The 15,750-nt window shown below is 72.3% G+C and carries 11 protein-coding genes; 8 read left to right on the top strand and 3 right to left on the bottom strand.

Annotated elements, in window-relative coordinates; translation table 11 throughout:
- Positions 1–47 precede the first annotated feature (47 nt).
- The 4 genes from D473_RS0121535 to D473_RS0121520 all read left to right on the top strand — a co-directional run bounded on the left by D473_RS0121535 (position 48) and on the right by D473_RS0121520 (position 6,705).
- A complete protein-coding gene (locus D473_RS0121535; RefSeq protein WP_026127180.1) occupies positions 48–1,205 on the top strand; it encodes an exonuclease SbcCD subunit D in 1,158 nt (385 codons plus the stop codon).
- A complete protein-coding gene (locus tag D473_RS0121530) occupies positions 1,205–4,291 on the top strand; it encodes an AAA family ATPase (RefSeq protein ID WP_017611111.1) in 3,087 nt (1,028 codons plus the stop codon). Before D473_RS0121535 ends, D473_RS0121530 begins: the two co-directional genes overlap by 1 nt.
- A gap of 409 nt (positions 4,292–4,700) precedes the next feature.
- Entirely contained in the window at positions 4,701–6,173 is a 1,473-nt protein-coding gene (locus D473_RS25890; protein ID WP_241474849.1) for an alkaline phosphatase D family protein, read from the top strand.
- Between the two features lie 103 nt (positions 6,174–6,276).
- Positions 6,277–6,705: a hypothetical protein gene (locus D473_RS0121520; protein ID WP_017611109.1), complete on the top strand. Its 429-nt coding sequence runs from the start codon at positions 6,277–6,279 to the stop codon at positions 6,703–6,705.
- Between the two features lie 49 nt (positions 6,706–6,754).
- Here D473_RS0121520 and D473_RS0121515 read toward each other — a convergent pair whose 3' ends face one another.
- Both D473_RS0121515 and D473_RS0121510 read right to left on the bottom strand, forming a co-directional pair.
- Entirely contained in the window at positions 6,755–7,645 is an 891-nt protein-coding gene (locus tag D473_RS0121515; RefSeq protein WP_017611108.1) for a TIGR03621 family F420-dependent LLM class oxidoreductase, read from the bottom strand.
- 146 nt (positions 7,646–7,791) lie between these two features.
- Positions 7,792–9,954 (bottom strand): cytochrome c oxidase assembly protein, encoded by a 2,163-nt coding sequence (locus tag D473_RS0121510; RefSeq protein WP_026127179.1) that lies wholly within the window; start codon positions 9,952–9,954, stop codon positions 7,792–7,794.
- Between the two features lie 409 nt (positions 9,955–10,363).
- Here D473_RS0121510 and D473_RS0121505 point away from each other — a divergent pair, with 409 nt between their 5' ends.
- The 4 genes from D473_RS0121505 (at position 10,364) to D473_RS0121490 (ending at position 14,686) form a co-directional block, all read left to right on the top strand.
- Positions 10,364–11,581, top strand: a complete 1,218-nt coding sequence (locus tag D473_RS0121505) for an amidohydrolase family protein (protein ID WP_017611106.1) — start codon at positions 10,364–10,366, stop codon at positions 11,579–11,581.
- Positions 11,582–11,726: 145 nt separating this feature from the next.
- Positions 11,727–12,848 carry an alanine dehydrogenase gene (ald, locus tag D473_RS0121500; RefSeq protein ID WP_017611105.1) on the top strand — a complete coding sequence of 374 codons (1,122 nt, stop codon included), beginning with the start codon at positions 11,727–11,729 and terminating at the stop codon, positions 12,846–12,848.
- A gap of 193 nt (positions 12,849–13,041) precedes the next feature.
- Complete coding sequence (locus tag D473_RS0121495; RefSeq protein WP_017611104.1) at positions 13,042–14,136, top strand: enolase C-terminal domain-like protein; 1,095 nt, start codon at positions 13,042–13,044, stop codon at positions 14,134–14,136.
- 91 nt (positions 14,137–14,227) lie between these two features.
- The gene (locus D473_RS0121490) at positions 14,228–14,686 is read left to right on the top strand and encodes a MaoC family dehydratase (protein ID WP_017611103.1); all 459 of its coding nucleotides are present in this window, start codon (positions 14,228–14,230) and stop codon (positions 14,684–14,686) included.
- Positions 14,687–14,696: 10 nt separating this feature from the next.
- Here D473_RS0121490 and D473_RS0121485 read toward each other — a convergent pair.
- On the bottom strand, positions 14,697–15,750 hold a 1,054-nt coding region (locus tag D473_RS0121485; protein WP_017611102.1), incomplete at its 5' end, for a hypothetical protein.

Here is a 15,750-nt window from a genome sequence, read left to right as displayed (position 1 = left end):
TCCACAGGTCCCCGCGAGACCCGCACGCCCCGGCCCCGACTTCGGTAATGTCCACTCCCATGCGCCTGCTGCACACATCGGACTGGCACCTGGGCCGCTCCTTCCACCGAGAGAACCTCCTCGACGCACAGAGCCGCGTCCTGGACCACCTCGTCGAGACCATCCACACCGAGGGCGTGGACGTGGTCGTCGTCGCCGGCGACCTCTACGACCGCGCCCTGCCCCCGGTCGACGCGGTCCGCCTGTTCGACCGCACCCTGGCCCGCATCCACGCCACCGGGGCGCGTGCGGTGCTCATCAGCGGCAACCACGACTCGATGGCACGCATGTCCTTCGCCACGGAGCTCATCGACGCCTCCGGGGTGCACATGCGCAGCTCGATGGAGGGTGTGGGCGCCCCCGTGGTCATCGACGACGAGCACGGGCCCGTCGCCTTCTACGGCATCCCCTACCTCGAACCGGAGATCGCCCGCCACCACTGGCACCTGACCGAGCGGGGGCACCCGGCCGCCCTGGGCCACGCCATGGACCTCGTACGCGAGGATCTGGCCGGTCGGCCCGGAACCCGGTCGGTCGTGCTCTCGCACGCGTTCGTGACCGGCGGCGAACCCTCCGACAGCGAGCGCGACATCTCGGTGGGCGGCGCGAGCCACGTGCCCCGCTCGCTCTACGACGGGGTGGACTACGCAGCGCTGGGACACCTGCACGGACGCCAGACCCTGAGCGAGGCGGTCCGCTACTCCGGGAGCCCCCTGGCCTACTCCTTCTCCGAGGAAGACCAGGTCAAGGGGTATTGGATCGTGGACCTGGACGCCTCCGGCCTGGCCGGCGCCGAGTTCGTGCGCGCGCCGGTGCCCCGGGCCCTGGCCCGGATCCGGGGACGTATCGAGGATCTGCTGAACGAACCGGGGTGGGAACGCTTCACCGGCCACTGGCTGCAGATCACTCTCACCGACCCGCGCCGCCCGGCACAGCCCATGGACCGCCTGCGCGAACGGTTCCCCCACGCCCTCGTGCTCGACTTCGCCCCCGAGGGCGGTGGGCCCGAGCGCCGTCCCGTCACCACGAAGATCGCCGGGCGCGACGAGCGGGCGGTGGTCGCCGACTTCGTGGAGTGGGCGCGGGGCGCACCCGTGTCCGAGGAGGAAAGCGCGCTCGTGGACACCGCCGTCGAAAAGATCCGTCTCCAGGAAGGGGGCCACTGATGCGGCTGCACACCCTCACCGTGCGGGCCTTCGGCCCCTTCGCCGGGCAGGAGCACGTGGACTTCGACCGCCTCACCGCCGGCGGCCTGTTCCTGGTGCACGGTCCGACCGGCGCCGGCAAGACCTCGGTGCTGGACGCGGTCTGTTTCGCCCTGTACGGGCGGGTCCCGGGCGCGCGGCAGAACGATCGCTCCCCCAAGAGCGACCACGCCCCGTTGCAGCGCGAGCCCGAGGTGACGTTGGAGTTCACCTGTGGGGGCCGGCGTCTGCACATCACCCGCAAGCCCCGGTGGGAGCGGCCCAAGAAGCGCGGTCGGGGCACGAAGGTGGAGAACGCCAAGGTGGTGGTGACCGAGCGGGTCGAGGGTTCCTGGGTGGGTGTGACCACACGGCCGGACGAGGCGGGGCAGTTCGTCGGCGACCTCGTGGGACTGACCCTGGACCAGTTCTGCCAGGTTGCGATGTTGCCGCAGGGGGACTTCGCGCGGTTCCTGCGGGCCCGGTCGGAGGAGCGGCGGGAGTCGCTGGAGCGGATCTTCAACACCCGGGTGTTCCGGGACGTGGAGGACTGGTTCCGCGGTCACGCAGCCAAGCTGCGGCGGGATGTGGAGTCGGCAGAGGAACGTGTGCGCGACGCCGCGGGGCGTCTGGCCGAGGCGGCGCGTGCCGAGGCGCCGCAGGATCCCGCCGAGCTGTCGCCGTGGGCCGCGGAGGCGGCTTCGGTGACGGCCGCGACCGCACACGACGCCGACACGGTGACGGCACAGGTCGTCGAGGCCCGCGAGCAGGCGCGTGCGGCCCTGGAACGCGGGCGGGCCGTGCAGGAGCGGCACGAACGTCTGGCCACGGCGCGGAGCCGGGACACGGAGCTGCGTGAGCGCGCGGACGAGCGGAGCGGGATCGACACACGGTTGGCGGCGGCCGAGCAGGCGGAGACGGTGCTCCCGGCCCTGAACGCGCGTGAGCAGCGGCGCACCGCGGCGGAGAAGGCCGAGGCGGATCTGGCCGAGTGGCTGTCCCTGATCGAGGGGCTCCCGGGCCTGGACCGTGCCGACCTGGACGGGCCGGCCGGTCTCACGTGGCCCGACGCCGGGGCGCCGCGTCCGCAGAAGGCGTTGCGTTCGGCGGAGCAGGAGCGCCGGGACGAACACGCGCGTCTGGAGCTGCTGCGCGGTGACGCCGAGCGGCTGCGCGACCTGGGCCGGGCGGTGGCGGGGCACGACGCGGAGCTGCTGCGGCTGGCCCGGGACCTGGAGAGCGCCCGGGAGCAGGTCTTCGCTCTCCCGCCCCGGGTGGAGGCGCTCACGCGCGAACTCACCGAGGCACGGGACCGTTCCGCCCGTGCGGACGGGGCCGAGACGGCGCTGGCCGCGTCGCAGGCCCGGTTGTCCGCGGCCCGGGAGCAGGAGCGGCTCTCCGGCGAGCTGGCCGGGGCCCAGGAGCGCAGGCGCGTGGCCGTGGACGCCGCGCAGGAGGCCCGCGACCACGCGCTGGAGCTGCGGGGACGACGGATCGGGCACATGGCGGCCGAGCTCGCCGCCGATCTGCGTGAGGAGGAGCCGTGCACGGTGTGCGGTTCGACGGAGCACCCCTCCCCCGCCGTGTCCGACGCCGAGGGGGTGGTCTCGGCGGAGGAGGAGAAGTCCGCGTACGCCGCCGCCGACGCCGCCGCCGTTCGCCGGAGCGAGGCCGAGAATGCCGAGACCGCGCTGCAGGAGCGCCGTACGGCCGCAGCCGAGCGGGCCGAGGGGCGCGGGACCGTGGACGCGCAGGCAGAAGTGGAGGCCCACACCGCGGCGCTGTCGGAGGCGCGTGCGGCCGCCGACACCGTCCAGCGTCTGGAGGAGGCGTTGGAGCGGACCAAAACCGACCTGGAGCGCGCCCGCGAGCGTGAGAGCACGTCGGCGCGCCGGGAGTCGGAGGTGGCCGGTGCGCGCGAGGGTGCCGTGGCCGAGCAGGAACGCCTGACCGGGGTGTTGGACGCCGCGCGGGGCGAGGACCCGACGATCGACGCCCGTGCGGAGCGGCTGCGGTCGGAAGCGGACCGGTTGGGTGCTGCGGCCGAGGCGGCCACGTCCCGGGACCGTGCGGCGGAGGAGCTGCGCGACGCAGAGGCGGAGGTCGCGCGCCGGTTGGCCGAGGTGGACCTGTCCGCCGGTGGTGCCGCGCGGACGGACGACGCCGGGGATGCCGACGGCCCCGGTACCGGCGGGCCGGGGGCCACCGAGGAGCAGGTCCGCGCCGCGGCGTTGTCCGAGCCCGAACGGCGTACCCTGCGTGAGCGCGCGCGGGTCCACGACGACGAGGTGGCCGCCGTCCGTGCGGTGTTGAACGACCCGGAGCTGACCGGCGCCGGCCCCGTCCCCGACATCGAAGGGCTGGCCGCTGCTGCTGCCCGTGCCGAGCGGGCCGCGGACGAGGCGGTGGCCCGGCGCGGCGGGCTGCGGGACCGGGCGCGGCGGTTGGCCGAGCTCCGGGTGGAGCTGGACGCGTGCCTGGCGGGGTCGGAGCCGGTGCTGCACCGGTACGCGGTCGCCGAGAACATGCGTGCGCTGACCTCGGGGACCGCCGCAGAGAACGAGGACCACGTGCGGTTGTCGGCCTACGTTCTGGCCGCGCGCCTGGAACAGGTGGTGGCCGCTGCCAACGACCGGTTGGCGACGATGTCGGACGGGCGCTACGAGCTGCGGTACACGGTCGACAAGGCGGCGGGGGACGGGCGGGCCCGTTCCGCCGGTGGCCTGGGTATGCGCGTGCTGGACGCCTGGACCGGTGTGGAGCGCGACCCGGCGACGCTGTCGGGCGGGGAGACTTTCTTCAGCTCCCTCGCCCTGGCGTTGGGCCTGGGCGACGTCGCCGGGGCGGAGGCCGGGGGCGCCGACATCGACACCCTGTTCGTGGACGAGGGGTTCGGGACCCTGGACGAGGACACCTTGGAGGAGGTCCTCGAGGTCCTGGACGGGCTGCGCGACGGCGGCCGTGCGGTCGGGGTGGTCAGTCACGTGGCCGACCTGCGCGACCGGGTGACGTCGCAGCTGCGTGTCCGCAAGGGTTCTTCCGGTTCCCGTGTGGAGCACCTCGGCTGACCGCACCTGCGCTGGGCGCATACCCGCCCAGGGGCGGGCACACACCGGCTCAGGCGCGCGGAAGGCGCCTTCCGCGCGAGCGCCCCGACCGGGCGGAAAGCGCGTGCGGGAGCTGTGCGCGGGCGAGAAAGGGCCGGGGACACGCGGCCCGGGTGCCCGGAACCGGCTTTCCGGAACCGGGCCCACCGGTGGATCATGAGGACGCCGGTGCAGGACCACGGTCCTTCCCGCCCCCTGCCGTGCCGATCGGGGCGGTGCCTTCGCACGGCCCCCAGGAGACCGCGCACGCCGGGTATTCCCCGATCCCCGAGGCCGCCGTTTCCCCTTCCAGGGCTCCATGACCCGACGCCGGGCCCTCCCGGGCGGTGCGGCCACGTTGGGGGCCGCCGCCTCGGGGCACACTTTCGGTGTGTCCTCCGCTCACGCGGCCGCCCCCACCCCCCGAGGCACCGTGATCAACGAACCCTTCACTCTCGGCGTCGCCTCCGGCGACCCCTTCCACGACAGCGTCGTACTCTGGACCCGCCTGGCACCCGATCCCCTGGCCGAGGACGGCCTGGGCGGCATGCCCGACCGCACGGTCGAGGTCGAGTGGCAGGTCGCCCACGACGAACGTTTCTCCGACGTCGTCACATCCGGAACGTTCGAGACCGGCCCCGAACACGCATACTCCGTCCACGTGGAGGCCGAGGGCCTGCGCCCGCGCGCCGACTACTTCTACCGTTTCCGTGTCGGCAACGAGATCAGCCCCGTCGGCCGCACCCGGACGGCCCCGGTGCCGGGCTCGCGCCTGGACCGCTTCGCCTTCGCGTTCGCGAGCTGCCAGAGCTACACCCACGGCCACTACACCGCACAGGCCCACCTGGCCGAGGAGGACCTGGACCTGGTGGCGTTCCTCGGCGACTACATCTACGAGACCGGGGACCAGGGCGAGATCGGCCGCGGCCACCTTCCCCCGGCGGAAGTGCGCACCCTGGCCGAGTACCGCGTGCGCCACGCCCAGTACAAGAGCGACACCGGTCTGCAGGCCGCCCACGCCGCGTTCCCCTGGGCCGTGGTCTTCGACGACCACGAGCTGGAGAACAACTGGGCCGACGACACCTCCTACGAGGACGACGTCCCGCCCGAGCGGTTCCTGGAACGGCGCGAGCAGGCCCTGAAGGCCTACTACGAACACATGCCGCTGCGTTCGGCCCAGCGTCCGGACGGCCCGGACCTGCACCTGTACCGCAGGCTCTCCTACGGCAACCTGGTCGACCTGCACCTGCTCGATACCCGCCAGTACCGCGACCCGCAGGTGGAGGAGGACGAACGCGGGGACCCCGACCGCACGCTCCTGGGCGCCGACCAGCGCCGGTGGTTGTCGTCGGGTCTGTCCTCGTCCCGGGCCATCTGGAACGTCCTCGCCCAGCAGGTGTTCTTCTCCCAGCGCGACTTCGCCGACGGACCTCCGCACGAGTTCAGCGACGACGCCTGGGACAACTACGAGGCCGAACGGAACGCGGTGCGCGACGAACTCGCCCGGACCGCCAACCCGGTGGTCCTCACCGGCGACGTGCACGCCAACTACGTCGTGGACGTCAAGGCCGACTTCGGCGACCCCGATTCCGAGACGGTGGCCACCGAGCTGGTGGGCACCTCGTTCACGAGCGGTCAGGACGGCTCGGAGCAGAACCCCGGCGACGAGGACCAGCTCCGCGGCAACCCGCACATCAAGTTCATCAACCGCCACCGGGGTTACGTTCGTAACACCGTGACCCCCGAGCAGTGGATCGCCGACTACCGGGTGGTCGACCACGTCAGCGAACCGGGGGCACCCATCCGCGACCGCGCGACGTTCGTCATCGGCACGGGTGAGCCGGGCGCACGTCCCCAGGTCTGACCGTTGCCGGCCGGGCGGGCCGTGTCCGGGCCCGCCCGGCCGGTGGCCCGTTCCGCAGTGCCCCGCGGAACCCCGAACCGGGCACGCCGGGACCAGTGCGACAATGAACAACGTGAATTCGCTGGTCAACATCGCCGTGTTCGGAATCGGGGGCGCCATCATCATGGCCGCCCTCATCGGTCTCCTCCTGGTCGCCTCCGGGAGCGCACGTGGAGCCTCGCCGCGGGTGCGGCTGGCCTTCGGCTGCGCATCGATCGTGCTGCTGGTGTCACTGCCGAGCCTGGCGGCGACCAATGCTCTGGCGACCGGTGCCGCGTTCGGGACGGCCTTCGTCACGGCCACGTGTGTGGTCGCGATCGTCTACGCGGTCAACATCGCCCTGCTCCCGGTCGTGGCGCGCCGTCAGGCCGCGGTCAGCGGACAGCCGGCGCTCGCCGGGCTGCGCCCCTCGCTGCCGGTCCTGGCGACCGGTCTGGGTATCTGCCTACTGATGGGGCTGCTGGGCTCGGTCGTGGGTCTGGCCCTCGCGTGAGGCGCCGGGCCCGCCCACGGGCCCGGCCACGCCGGCGGCGTACCCTTCTTCACTCCTCGCCCCTCACCAACGGGATGACCTGTGCGAGGTCCTCCCGCGAGGACGCGTGTGTGACCACGTGCGTGAATCCGAACCGCTCCCGCCGCTCACGCAGGATCCGAGCCATCTCCTCCGCTGTACCCAGGAGCACGAACGGGTTGTCCCACAAGGGTTCGTCCCGGGGCACGGCGTCAGCACCGAAGAGGTCGACGAGTTCGGCGGCGGTGGCCTCCACGTCGTCGGTGACGCGCACGGCCTGGAGCAGGACACCGAACTCCGGTGAGCGCTCGCCCGTTGCCGCACGCACGCGCTCGACCCGTTCCAGGGTCCGTGCGGAGTCGGCGACGGAGAACTGCCCGGGTTCGGCCTCCGGGCGCTGGGTGAGCCCACTGAAGGCCACCGTGTCGGCCCACCGCGCGGCCAGGTCCAGGGTGGCCGGGCCGTGCCCACCCACCAGGAACGGCGGCCGCGGCCGCTGCGCCGGGCCGGGCTCCTGGCCGCCCTCGCGCAGGCGTGTGTCCAGCTCGGCCAGGCCCTCCCCCAACCGGGCGACCCGCTCGGCGTGCGGGCGCCACGGAAGGTCCGCGTCGTCGAACTCACTCTTCATGTGGCCCGCGCCCAGGCCCAGTTCGAGACGCCCGCCCGAGACGAGGTCCACGGTCGCGGCCTCACGGGCGAGCAGGGCCGGGTTCCAGAACTCGTTGTTGAGTACGTAGGTCCCCAACCTCAGCCGGGTGGTGACCTGCGCGGCGGCGGCCAGGTACGCGAAGGGCGAGGGGGCTCCCAAGTGGTCGGGGCACAGGAGCAGGTCGAAGCCCTCCCCCTCGATCGTGCGACAGGTGTCCGCCCAGGTGGCGGGGGCGTCCAGTGGTGCGTTGACGCCGAAGCGGAACGGTCTCATGGGCCGAGCCAACACCATCGCCCCGAGCCGTACCATCCCTTTCTGCCCAGGGGCGAAGGTGTGTCGACGGTCGGCGCGCGGTGCGGGCCCCGCACACGGAACGGGCGGGGCACCCGGCGTGGGTGCCCCGCCCGTCGTCGGTCGGGTCAGGCGCGCGGCGCGTCGTCCCCGGAGGTCTCCTCCGGCGTCTCCGGTTCCGTGCCGTCGGAACCCTGCCCGGTCTTCTCCGGCGCCTCCCGCACGGCCGTGCCCCCGCCCGAGCGGCGCGCCAGCTCGGCCAGGTAGGCGTTGTAGGCGTCCATGTCGGAGTCGTCGGAGTCGCCCCGGGCGGCGTGGCGCTCACGTCGGCGTTCCGTGCGCTCGTCGTCCTTCGTCCATTGGTACAGCAGGGCGACGGTCACCAGGATGGTCGGGACCTCACCGAGCGCCCAAGCGAAGCCGCCGCCGGCGTACTGGTCCTCGGACTGGTCGAGCCAGGGAACGTCGAACTGGCTGTAGAACTCCATGGCGATCGGCGCCGACTGCATCATGATCGCGATGCCGAAGAAGGCGTGGAAGGCCATGACCACGAACAGCAGAAGGATCCTGAGCAGGTACGGCACCTTCCGCGGAGCGGGGTCGATGCCGATGATGATCCAGTAGAAGAGGAACCCGGTGATGAGGAAGTGCACGCTCATGAACATGTGGCCGAGGTGGTCGTTCATGAGCGTCGGGAACAGCGACGTGAAGTACAGGGCGTAAGGGCTGAACACGAACAGCGGCGCGGCCACACCCGGGTGCGTCGCCACCCGGGAGAACCGGCTGTTGAGGAAGAGGGTCAGCCATTCGCGGGGCCCGCGGTCGCCCCGCACCCGCGCGGGCTTGAACGCCCGCAGAGCCAGCGTGGCGGGCGCTCCCAGCACCAGCAGGACCGGCGTGAGCATCTGGATGACCATGTGCTGGATCATGTGCTGGGAGAACATGACCATCGCGTAGGTCGCGAACCCGCTGATCTGCACGGCCACGATGGTGAGCAACCCGGCCATGAAGGCGACGATGCGCATGACCGGCCACGGGTCCCCGCGCTTCCTCAGGCGCAGCACCCCGCCGGTGTAGAGAGCGGCGGCGCCGACCACGACCATGATGAAGAACAGGTCGGGGCGCCACAGCGTGAGGACGTTCTGCACGTCCATGGGCGGCGGTACGGGGAACCCGAGGATCGCGGCGGCCGGGTCGACCTCGCTCTCCGGCGGCGGGGGCGGCGCGGTGCGGCCCAGGCCCACGGACACACCGACGACGGCGGCCATGATGAGCGCCTCGACGGTGGCCAGGCGCAGGAACAGGCCGCGGCGCAGGGTCTCGCCCTCCGGCCCGGCGGGTGCGCCCTCGATCCGTCTGAGCGCGGAGACGCGGTGCATGTAGCCGAAGACGCCCAGGATGGCGAAGACGGCGGCCTTGACGACGATGATGAGCCCGTACTCGGTGAGGAAGAGGTCCTCGAGGGAGTACAGGCGGGCCAGGGCGCTGGCCACACCGCTGATGGCCACACCGATGTAGAGCCACAGGGCCAGGTTGCTGAACCGGTTGACGGCCACGACGGGCTCCTGCGCGTCGCGGCGCATGGCGTGGTAGCTGACGGCGATGAGACCGCCGACCCAGGCGCAGACGGTGATGATGTGCATCGCCAGGCCGGTCACGGCGAGCTCGTGCGCGCCGGCGGAGGCGGAGTGCCCGGTCAGGGCCGGCGGAGTGGTGGCGACCCCGGCCAGGACCAGGAGCCACAGGGCGCCGGTGGCCGAGACGACGGTGCGTCCGAACAGGGCGATGCCGGTGGTGAGCAGCACCACGAACATCAGGGAGATGCCGCCCGCGACCGACCCGGCGTAGGCGGTGACCTCGTCGACGCTGACCTGCCCGACGGTGCGGGCCAGGAACTCGGCGGCCTGGAAGTAGAGGGTGAACACGGCGGCCACGGCCCAGGCGAGCGCGGCCCAGGTGGCGGCCCGTACATATCCGGTGGCCTGACCGCTCAGGCGCCCGCGGTCCGAGGGCAGGAAGACCGCTGCCATCAGCAGCAGGCCGACCGCCATGAGAGCGGAGCCGTCCATGGCGACCTTGGCCAGGGGGTAGCCCCAGCGCACGGCCTCACCGGAGTCCGGCAGCCCCGGGATGACCTCGGGGAAGGCGGCCCCTCCCAGGACCAGCGTCAGGGCCAGGCTCGCCAGGGAGAGCACGATGGCCGCTCCGGCGAAGAGGGGGACCCGGTTGGTGCCGGGGGCGTCGGGGTGTTCCGCCTGGGGGATGGTGTCGTTCTGTGCGGGAGGAGCCACGCGCCACTCCGTTGTCGAGGATGATCGGTCGGACAGGTCGGCCAGAGGCCAGTTCAGCTGGTCGGACGCCTGGGGGCGCAGCACCTGGTCGCGCGCGTCGCATACCGCTCGCAACGTAAGACATCCGCCGAACAGACCTTAGACCGTCTACTACACCTTGTCGGACAGAGGGCCGGGGCGGAACCCCCGTAAGGGCCCATCGCGCGTGTGCGAAGGCCCCCGGTGCGGCGGTTGGTGACGTTTCCCCCTTCCGGAGCGCGTTTTCGCTGTAGGCTCGGTGTGCTCCGCAGCACAACGCACACCGTCGTGTGTTCCCGCGCGCCCGTCCGCCCCGCCTGCCCTCTCGGTGCCCTTGTGCGCACTCTCACCGGACGGAGCGTGGGCAGGGGAGGACGATGAGGGGACAGCGATGACCGAGTTCGACTGCGTGATCCGGTCCGAGCGCGTGGTCACCCCGCAAGGGGTCGGCCCGGCGGTGGTAGGACTTCGGGAGGGCCGGGTGGAGGCCCTGGCCCACCACGAGGTTCCATTGCGGGCCCGCGATCGGGTGGACCTGGGCAAACTCGCACTTCTACCGGGCGGTGTGGATCTGGGTACCGGGGTGCACGTGCCCGGGCACGATCTGCAGTGGTCCTACCTCGCCGCGGCCGAGGCGGCGCTGGCCGGAGGGGTGACCACACTGGTGGCCTCACCCGCACCGGCCCGGCCCGCGGTGATCAGCGCCGACGCGCTCCAGGTGCACCGCAGGGCGGCCGCTGGGGCGCCGGTGTCGGTGTTCCTGACCGGTGGTCTGACCCAGTCGTCGGGCCCGCTGGACCTGACCGACCTGCATGCGGCCGGGGCGGTGGCGTTCCAGTGCTCGCTCTCGGACGGCGGCGCCCCGGACATGGCCTCGGTCGACGATCCGCGCCTGCGCAAGGCCATGGCCGAGCTGGCCACCCTGGAGGCGGTCCTGTTCGTGCACGCCGAGGACGCATGCGAGCTGGGCACACCTCCGGTCCCGGCCGAACAGCGGCCACCGCGGGCCGAACGCCGGGGCCTGGAGCGGGTGATCGGGGCGGCACGTGTGACGGGGACCCGCACGCACATCACCCCGTTCACGGCGGCCGAGTGCGCGGCCCTGTTGGCGGCCTCGGCGTCGGTGGGGGTGCCGTTGAGCGCGCAGACGAGCCCGCACTACCTGTGCCTGCCCTCGGAGGACCTGGTTCCCGGCTCTGCCGCGCACGCGTTCCGGCCGCCGCTGCGTTCGGACGCCAACCGGCGTGCCCTGTGGAGCGCGCTCACCTCCTCGGAGGAGCCGACCGTGACGACGGTGTCCTCGGGCCACCTGCCGGCGCACGGGCTGCACACGCTGGCCTGGAGCCGGTCGGCGCTGTGGACTGCGCTGGCCCGCCGCGGACTGGGTCTGGACACGTTGGCCCGGTGGACGGCGGAGGCCCCGGCCGCCCTGGTCGGCCTGGGGGACAAGGGTTCCATCGGGCAGGGCCGGGACGCCGACCTGGTGGCCTTCGACCCGGAGGCGCGGACCCGGGTGCCCTCCGACGATCCGGGACCGTACGCGGGGACCAGGCTCAGGGGCCGGGTGGAAGGCGTGTGGGTGGCGGGCCGGCGGATCCCCTCGGCATGACCCCCGCTTCCCTGTGCCCCAGGGCACACTTCATTCTTGCGCCTTTCCAGCAAAACCCGGAAAGGGCAGGCATGTTGGCTATGGCGTGGTGTTGCTTGGGAAGACCACAGTAGGGATGTCGGCGAAATACCGAGGAGGAGACCCCGTGCGTATCGGTGTGCCCCGCGAGATCAAGAACCACGAGTACAGAGTGGCCATCACCCCCGCCGGGGTACACGAACTGGTCGGACGCGGCCACGAGGTCGCGATCGAACACGATGCCGGGCTCGGCTCCTCCATCGGCGACCGGGAGTACGCCGAGGCCGGGGCCCTGATCCTGGACACCGCCGACGAGGTCTGGGAGTTCGGCGACCTGATCCTCAAGGTCAAGGAGCCGGCCCCCGAGGAGTACCACCGCATGCGCCGGGGCCAGACCCTGTTCGCCTTCTTGCACCTGGCCGCCGACCGCGAGTGCACCGAGGCCCTCCTGGAGCACGGCGTCACCGGTATCGCCTACGAGACCGTGCAGGCCTCCGACGGCGCCCTGCCTCTGCTGGCCCCGATGTCGGAGGTGGCCGGCCGTCTGGCGACCCAGGTCGGTTCGGTCTCTCTCCAGCGCCCGAACGGGGGCCGGGGTGTGCTCATGGGCGGGGTGCCCGGTGTGCGCCCGGCCAAGGTCACCGTCATCGGCGCGGGCGTGGCGGGCCTGAACGCCACACAGGTCGCCGTCGGCATGGGCGCCGACGTGACCGTCCTGGAGCTGAGCGCCCGCAAGCTGCGCCACCTCGACGAGGTCTACCGGGGCCAGGTCAAGACGGTGGTGTCCAATTCCATGGAGCTGGAACAGTCGGTGCTGGAGTCGGACATGGTCATCGGGGCCGTGCTCGTGCCCGGCGCCAAGGCCCCCGAGCTGATCTCCAACGAACTGGTTTCTCGCATGCGCCCGGGCGCTGTTCTGGTCGACGTCGCCATCGACCAGGGCGGCTGCTTCGAGGGCTCCCGCCCCACCACGCACGCCGATCCCACCTTCGCTGTGCATGACACCGTGTTCTACTGCGTGGCCAACATGCCCGGCGCGGTACCCAACACCTCCACCCATGCCCTGACCAAGGACACCCTCCACTACGTGGTCGGGCTCGCGGACAAGGGGTGGCGCCGGGCCCTGCGCGAGGACCCGGTACTGGCCGGCGGACTCAACACCCACGACGGCCGGGTGGTCTACGAACCGGTCGCCCAGGCCCACGACCTCAAGCACCGCGCGCTGGAGCAGGTGCTGGCCGAGCCCTGATCCGTGCCCGACCGGGCCGTGCGGGCGCGCCCGCGCGGCCCGGTGGTGCTGTGACCAGGAACGCAGACGTCCACAGGGATGGCTTCGGGGTGGCCGCCCTCCTTGTACGGGGGTACGGTCGAAGGAGTGACCGGGCCGTGACCAGCACGGGCCCGGGGCCCGACGCAGGCAGCACTTCCGAAGGTGGAACAGCGTGGCACAAACCGGATCGGCGACCACGACACGGATCGTCGAGCTCGAACTCCTCCGGCTGCGCACGTCCTCGAGCGAGCGCGGCGCCCCGGTGCTGGTGCGGGTCTCCGACACCGAGGGGGTCAGCGGGTGGGGCGAGGTGCCCGCAGCGACCCCCCGTCAGTGGACCTCCCTGGAGACACAGTTCGCCCCGGCACTGCTCGACCATGTCTGGAACCGCCCGACCGAGGCCGGTGAGGCCTGGGCCGACCTGCCGTGGGACCCGGCGGTGGCGGGCGCCATGGACACCGCTTGCTGGGACCTGTGGAGCCGTCGGCGGCACACCCCGTTGTCCCACGCCCTGGGCGGGCAGCGCACGGCGTTGACGGCGGGGGTGACCCTGCCGCAGCAGAAGACGGTGGAGTCGGTCGTGCGTGAGGTCAACCGCCAGGTGGGTGCGGGGTTCCGCCGGATCCGTCTGGAGATCTCTCCCGGGTGGGACCTGGACGTGGTGCACGCGGTGCAGACGAGTTTCCCGTTCCTGGTGCTGCAGGTCGATGCCGGGGGCCGCTACACCGAGTCCCCCGAGCACCTGGAGGCGCTGCACGCGCTGGACGGGCTGGGCCTGTTGGCGATCGAGGACCCTTTCGCCTCCGACGACCTGGAGGCACACGCCCGGCTGACCTCGGAGCTGCGTACCCCGGTGGCGCTGTACCGGTCGTTGACGTGCCTGGAGGACGTGGACGAGGTGATCCGGGCCGGGGCGGGCAACACGGTGAACGTGGATCCGGCGCGTCTGGGCGGTCTCACCCCGGCCCGGCGTGCCGTGGACCGGGCGGCGGACGCGGGCCGGCAGGTCTGGTGCGGCTCCTCGGCGGCCACGGGTGTGGGGCGTGCGGCGACGGTGGCTCTGGCCTCGTTGTCGGGTGCCACACTGCCGGTGGAGATGCCGGGCGCGGGACGCCACGGCCGCGACGTGGTCTCACCGCCGGTGCGCGCGCACGAGGGTGTGGTGCCGGTGCCGTTGACCGAGAGCGGTCTGGGCCATGGCGTCGACCGGCAGGTGCTCGCCGGACGCACCGCGAAGTCGGTGGTCCTGGCTCCGCCGCACGCCTGAGCCCTTCCCACCCACCAATAACCGAACGCTGTTAGGTAGAGTGGATCGCACCCGTCCGGCCCCCCATGAACCGGACCCGACGAACGGAGGCGTGGTGCGCGCATTCGCCGATGTCCAGGAAGTCGCCCGAGCCGAGGGCGCACGCCTGGGACCCACCGACTGGCTCACGATCGACCAGGACCGTATCGACCTCTTCGCCGACGCGACCAGCGACCACCAGTGGATCCACGTGGACCACGAGAAGGCCGCGGCAGGCCCCTTCGAAGCCACGATCGCCCACGGTTACCTGTCGTTGTCACTGCTGGCGCACTTCTCCCCGCAGCTGCTCAAGGTCACGAAACCGCCGAAGATGGCGATCAACTACGGGCTCAACAAGGTGCGCTTCCTCCAGCCGGTCACGTCCGGTTCCCGTGTGCGCGACGTGGCCGAGCTCAGCGCCGTGACGGAGAACGAGAAGGGGCTGCTGCTCACCGTCTCCCACACCGTGGAGATCGAGGGCCAGGAACGCCCGGCTCTCGTCGCGGAGTCCCTGGGACTCTGGGTGCCCTGACCCACCCGCCTCACCGGTGGTCGAGCTTGCGGCGGATGCGTTCGCGCAAACCGGAGGCGAACCACCGGTGGCGGCGTTCGGCGCGCCGGACCCGTTCCCCTGCGGCGCGCTCCGCTTCCAGGGCTGCGCTCACTCGGCTGCGCAGCTCCTCCGGGTCCGGCGGCGGGTGATCCTCCAGGCAGGTGCCCGGCGGGCGAACCAACCCCTCCCACGGAAGCCATCCCATGCCGTGGGTGTGTTCCACGACAAGGTCGAGTTCGCCCCCGGACGCCTCGGGCGCGAGGTGGCGGGCCCGGGCGAAGGCGCTGGTGCGCTCCAGTCGCAGGGTGTCCCGCGGTCCGCTCGCCCCCGGCAGGAGCACGTGCAGGAGCCCGGCGCGGCGGTGGTCGGCCTCCGCCACGAGGTCGGCCAGGCAGGCGGGTGCGGGCAGGGCCCAGGCCGGGAGGAAGAGGCGGTACGGAACCCTCGGGTCGATCTCGGGGGCGTTCTCGGCGAGGTGCACCCGGGCCTCGCCCCGGAAGGCCTCGGCCAGGTCGGCGCCCTCCTCGCTCTCTCCCGGTACGAGCAGGTGGACACGCAGGTCGGGGGTGGTGCCCTCGAGCAATGCGGACACGGCCTCCTCGGCGTCACCGGTGTGTTCGGTGGCGTCGACGACGGCCTCGACGGCGGGCACCTCCCAGCGGCGTGCCCGTCCGAGGCGGCGCAGGTGGAACTCGGGGACCCGGTTGGCCAGATGGGGCAGGCGGTAGCGGGTGCCGGCCTCGCGCCGGGTCTGCATCTGTGTGCGCCCCAGGTGCCAACTGCTGGTCTCGGTGTCGGGCACGAAGACCGCACCCTGCTGGTAGAGACGGTGAGCGAATTCGGTGTCGCCGCCGAGCACGAGGGCGGGTTCGAGCCCTCCGGCCCTGTCGAAGAGGCTGCGGTGCAGCGACCCCGAAGCTCCGACGAAGACGGTGTAGGAACGGCGGTCGGCCTCGCGGAGGTCATCGGTGCGGGTGATGGTCTTCTCGGTCCAGTGGGGGTCGGCGGTGGAAGCGTCGAACAACGCCCCCGCACGCCCGGCC

Origin of the sequence: Nocardiopsis xinjiangensis YIM 90004 (assembly GCF_000341145.1) — a bacterium.
GTDB lineage: Bacteria > Actinomycetota > Actinomycetes > Streptosporangiales > Streptosporangiaceae > Nocardiopsis > Nocardiopsis xinjiangensis.
This window is presented reverse-complemented; position numbering and strand designations above follow the sequence as displayed.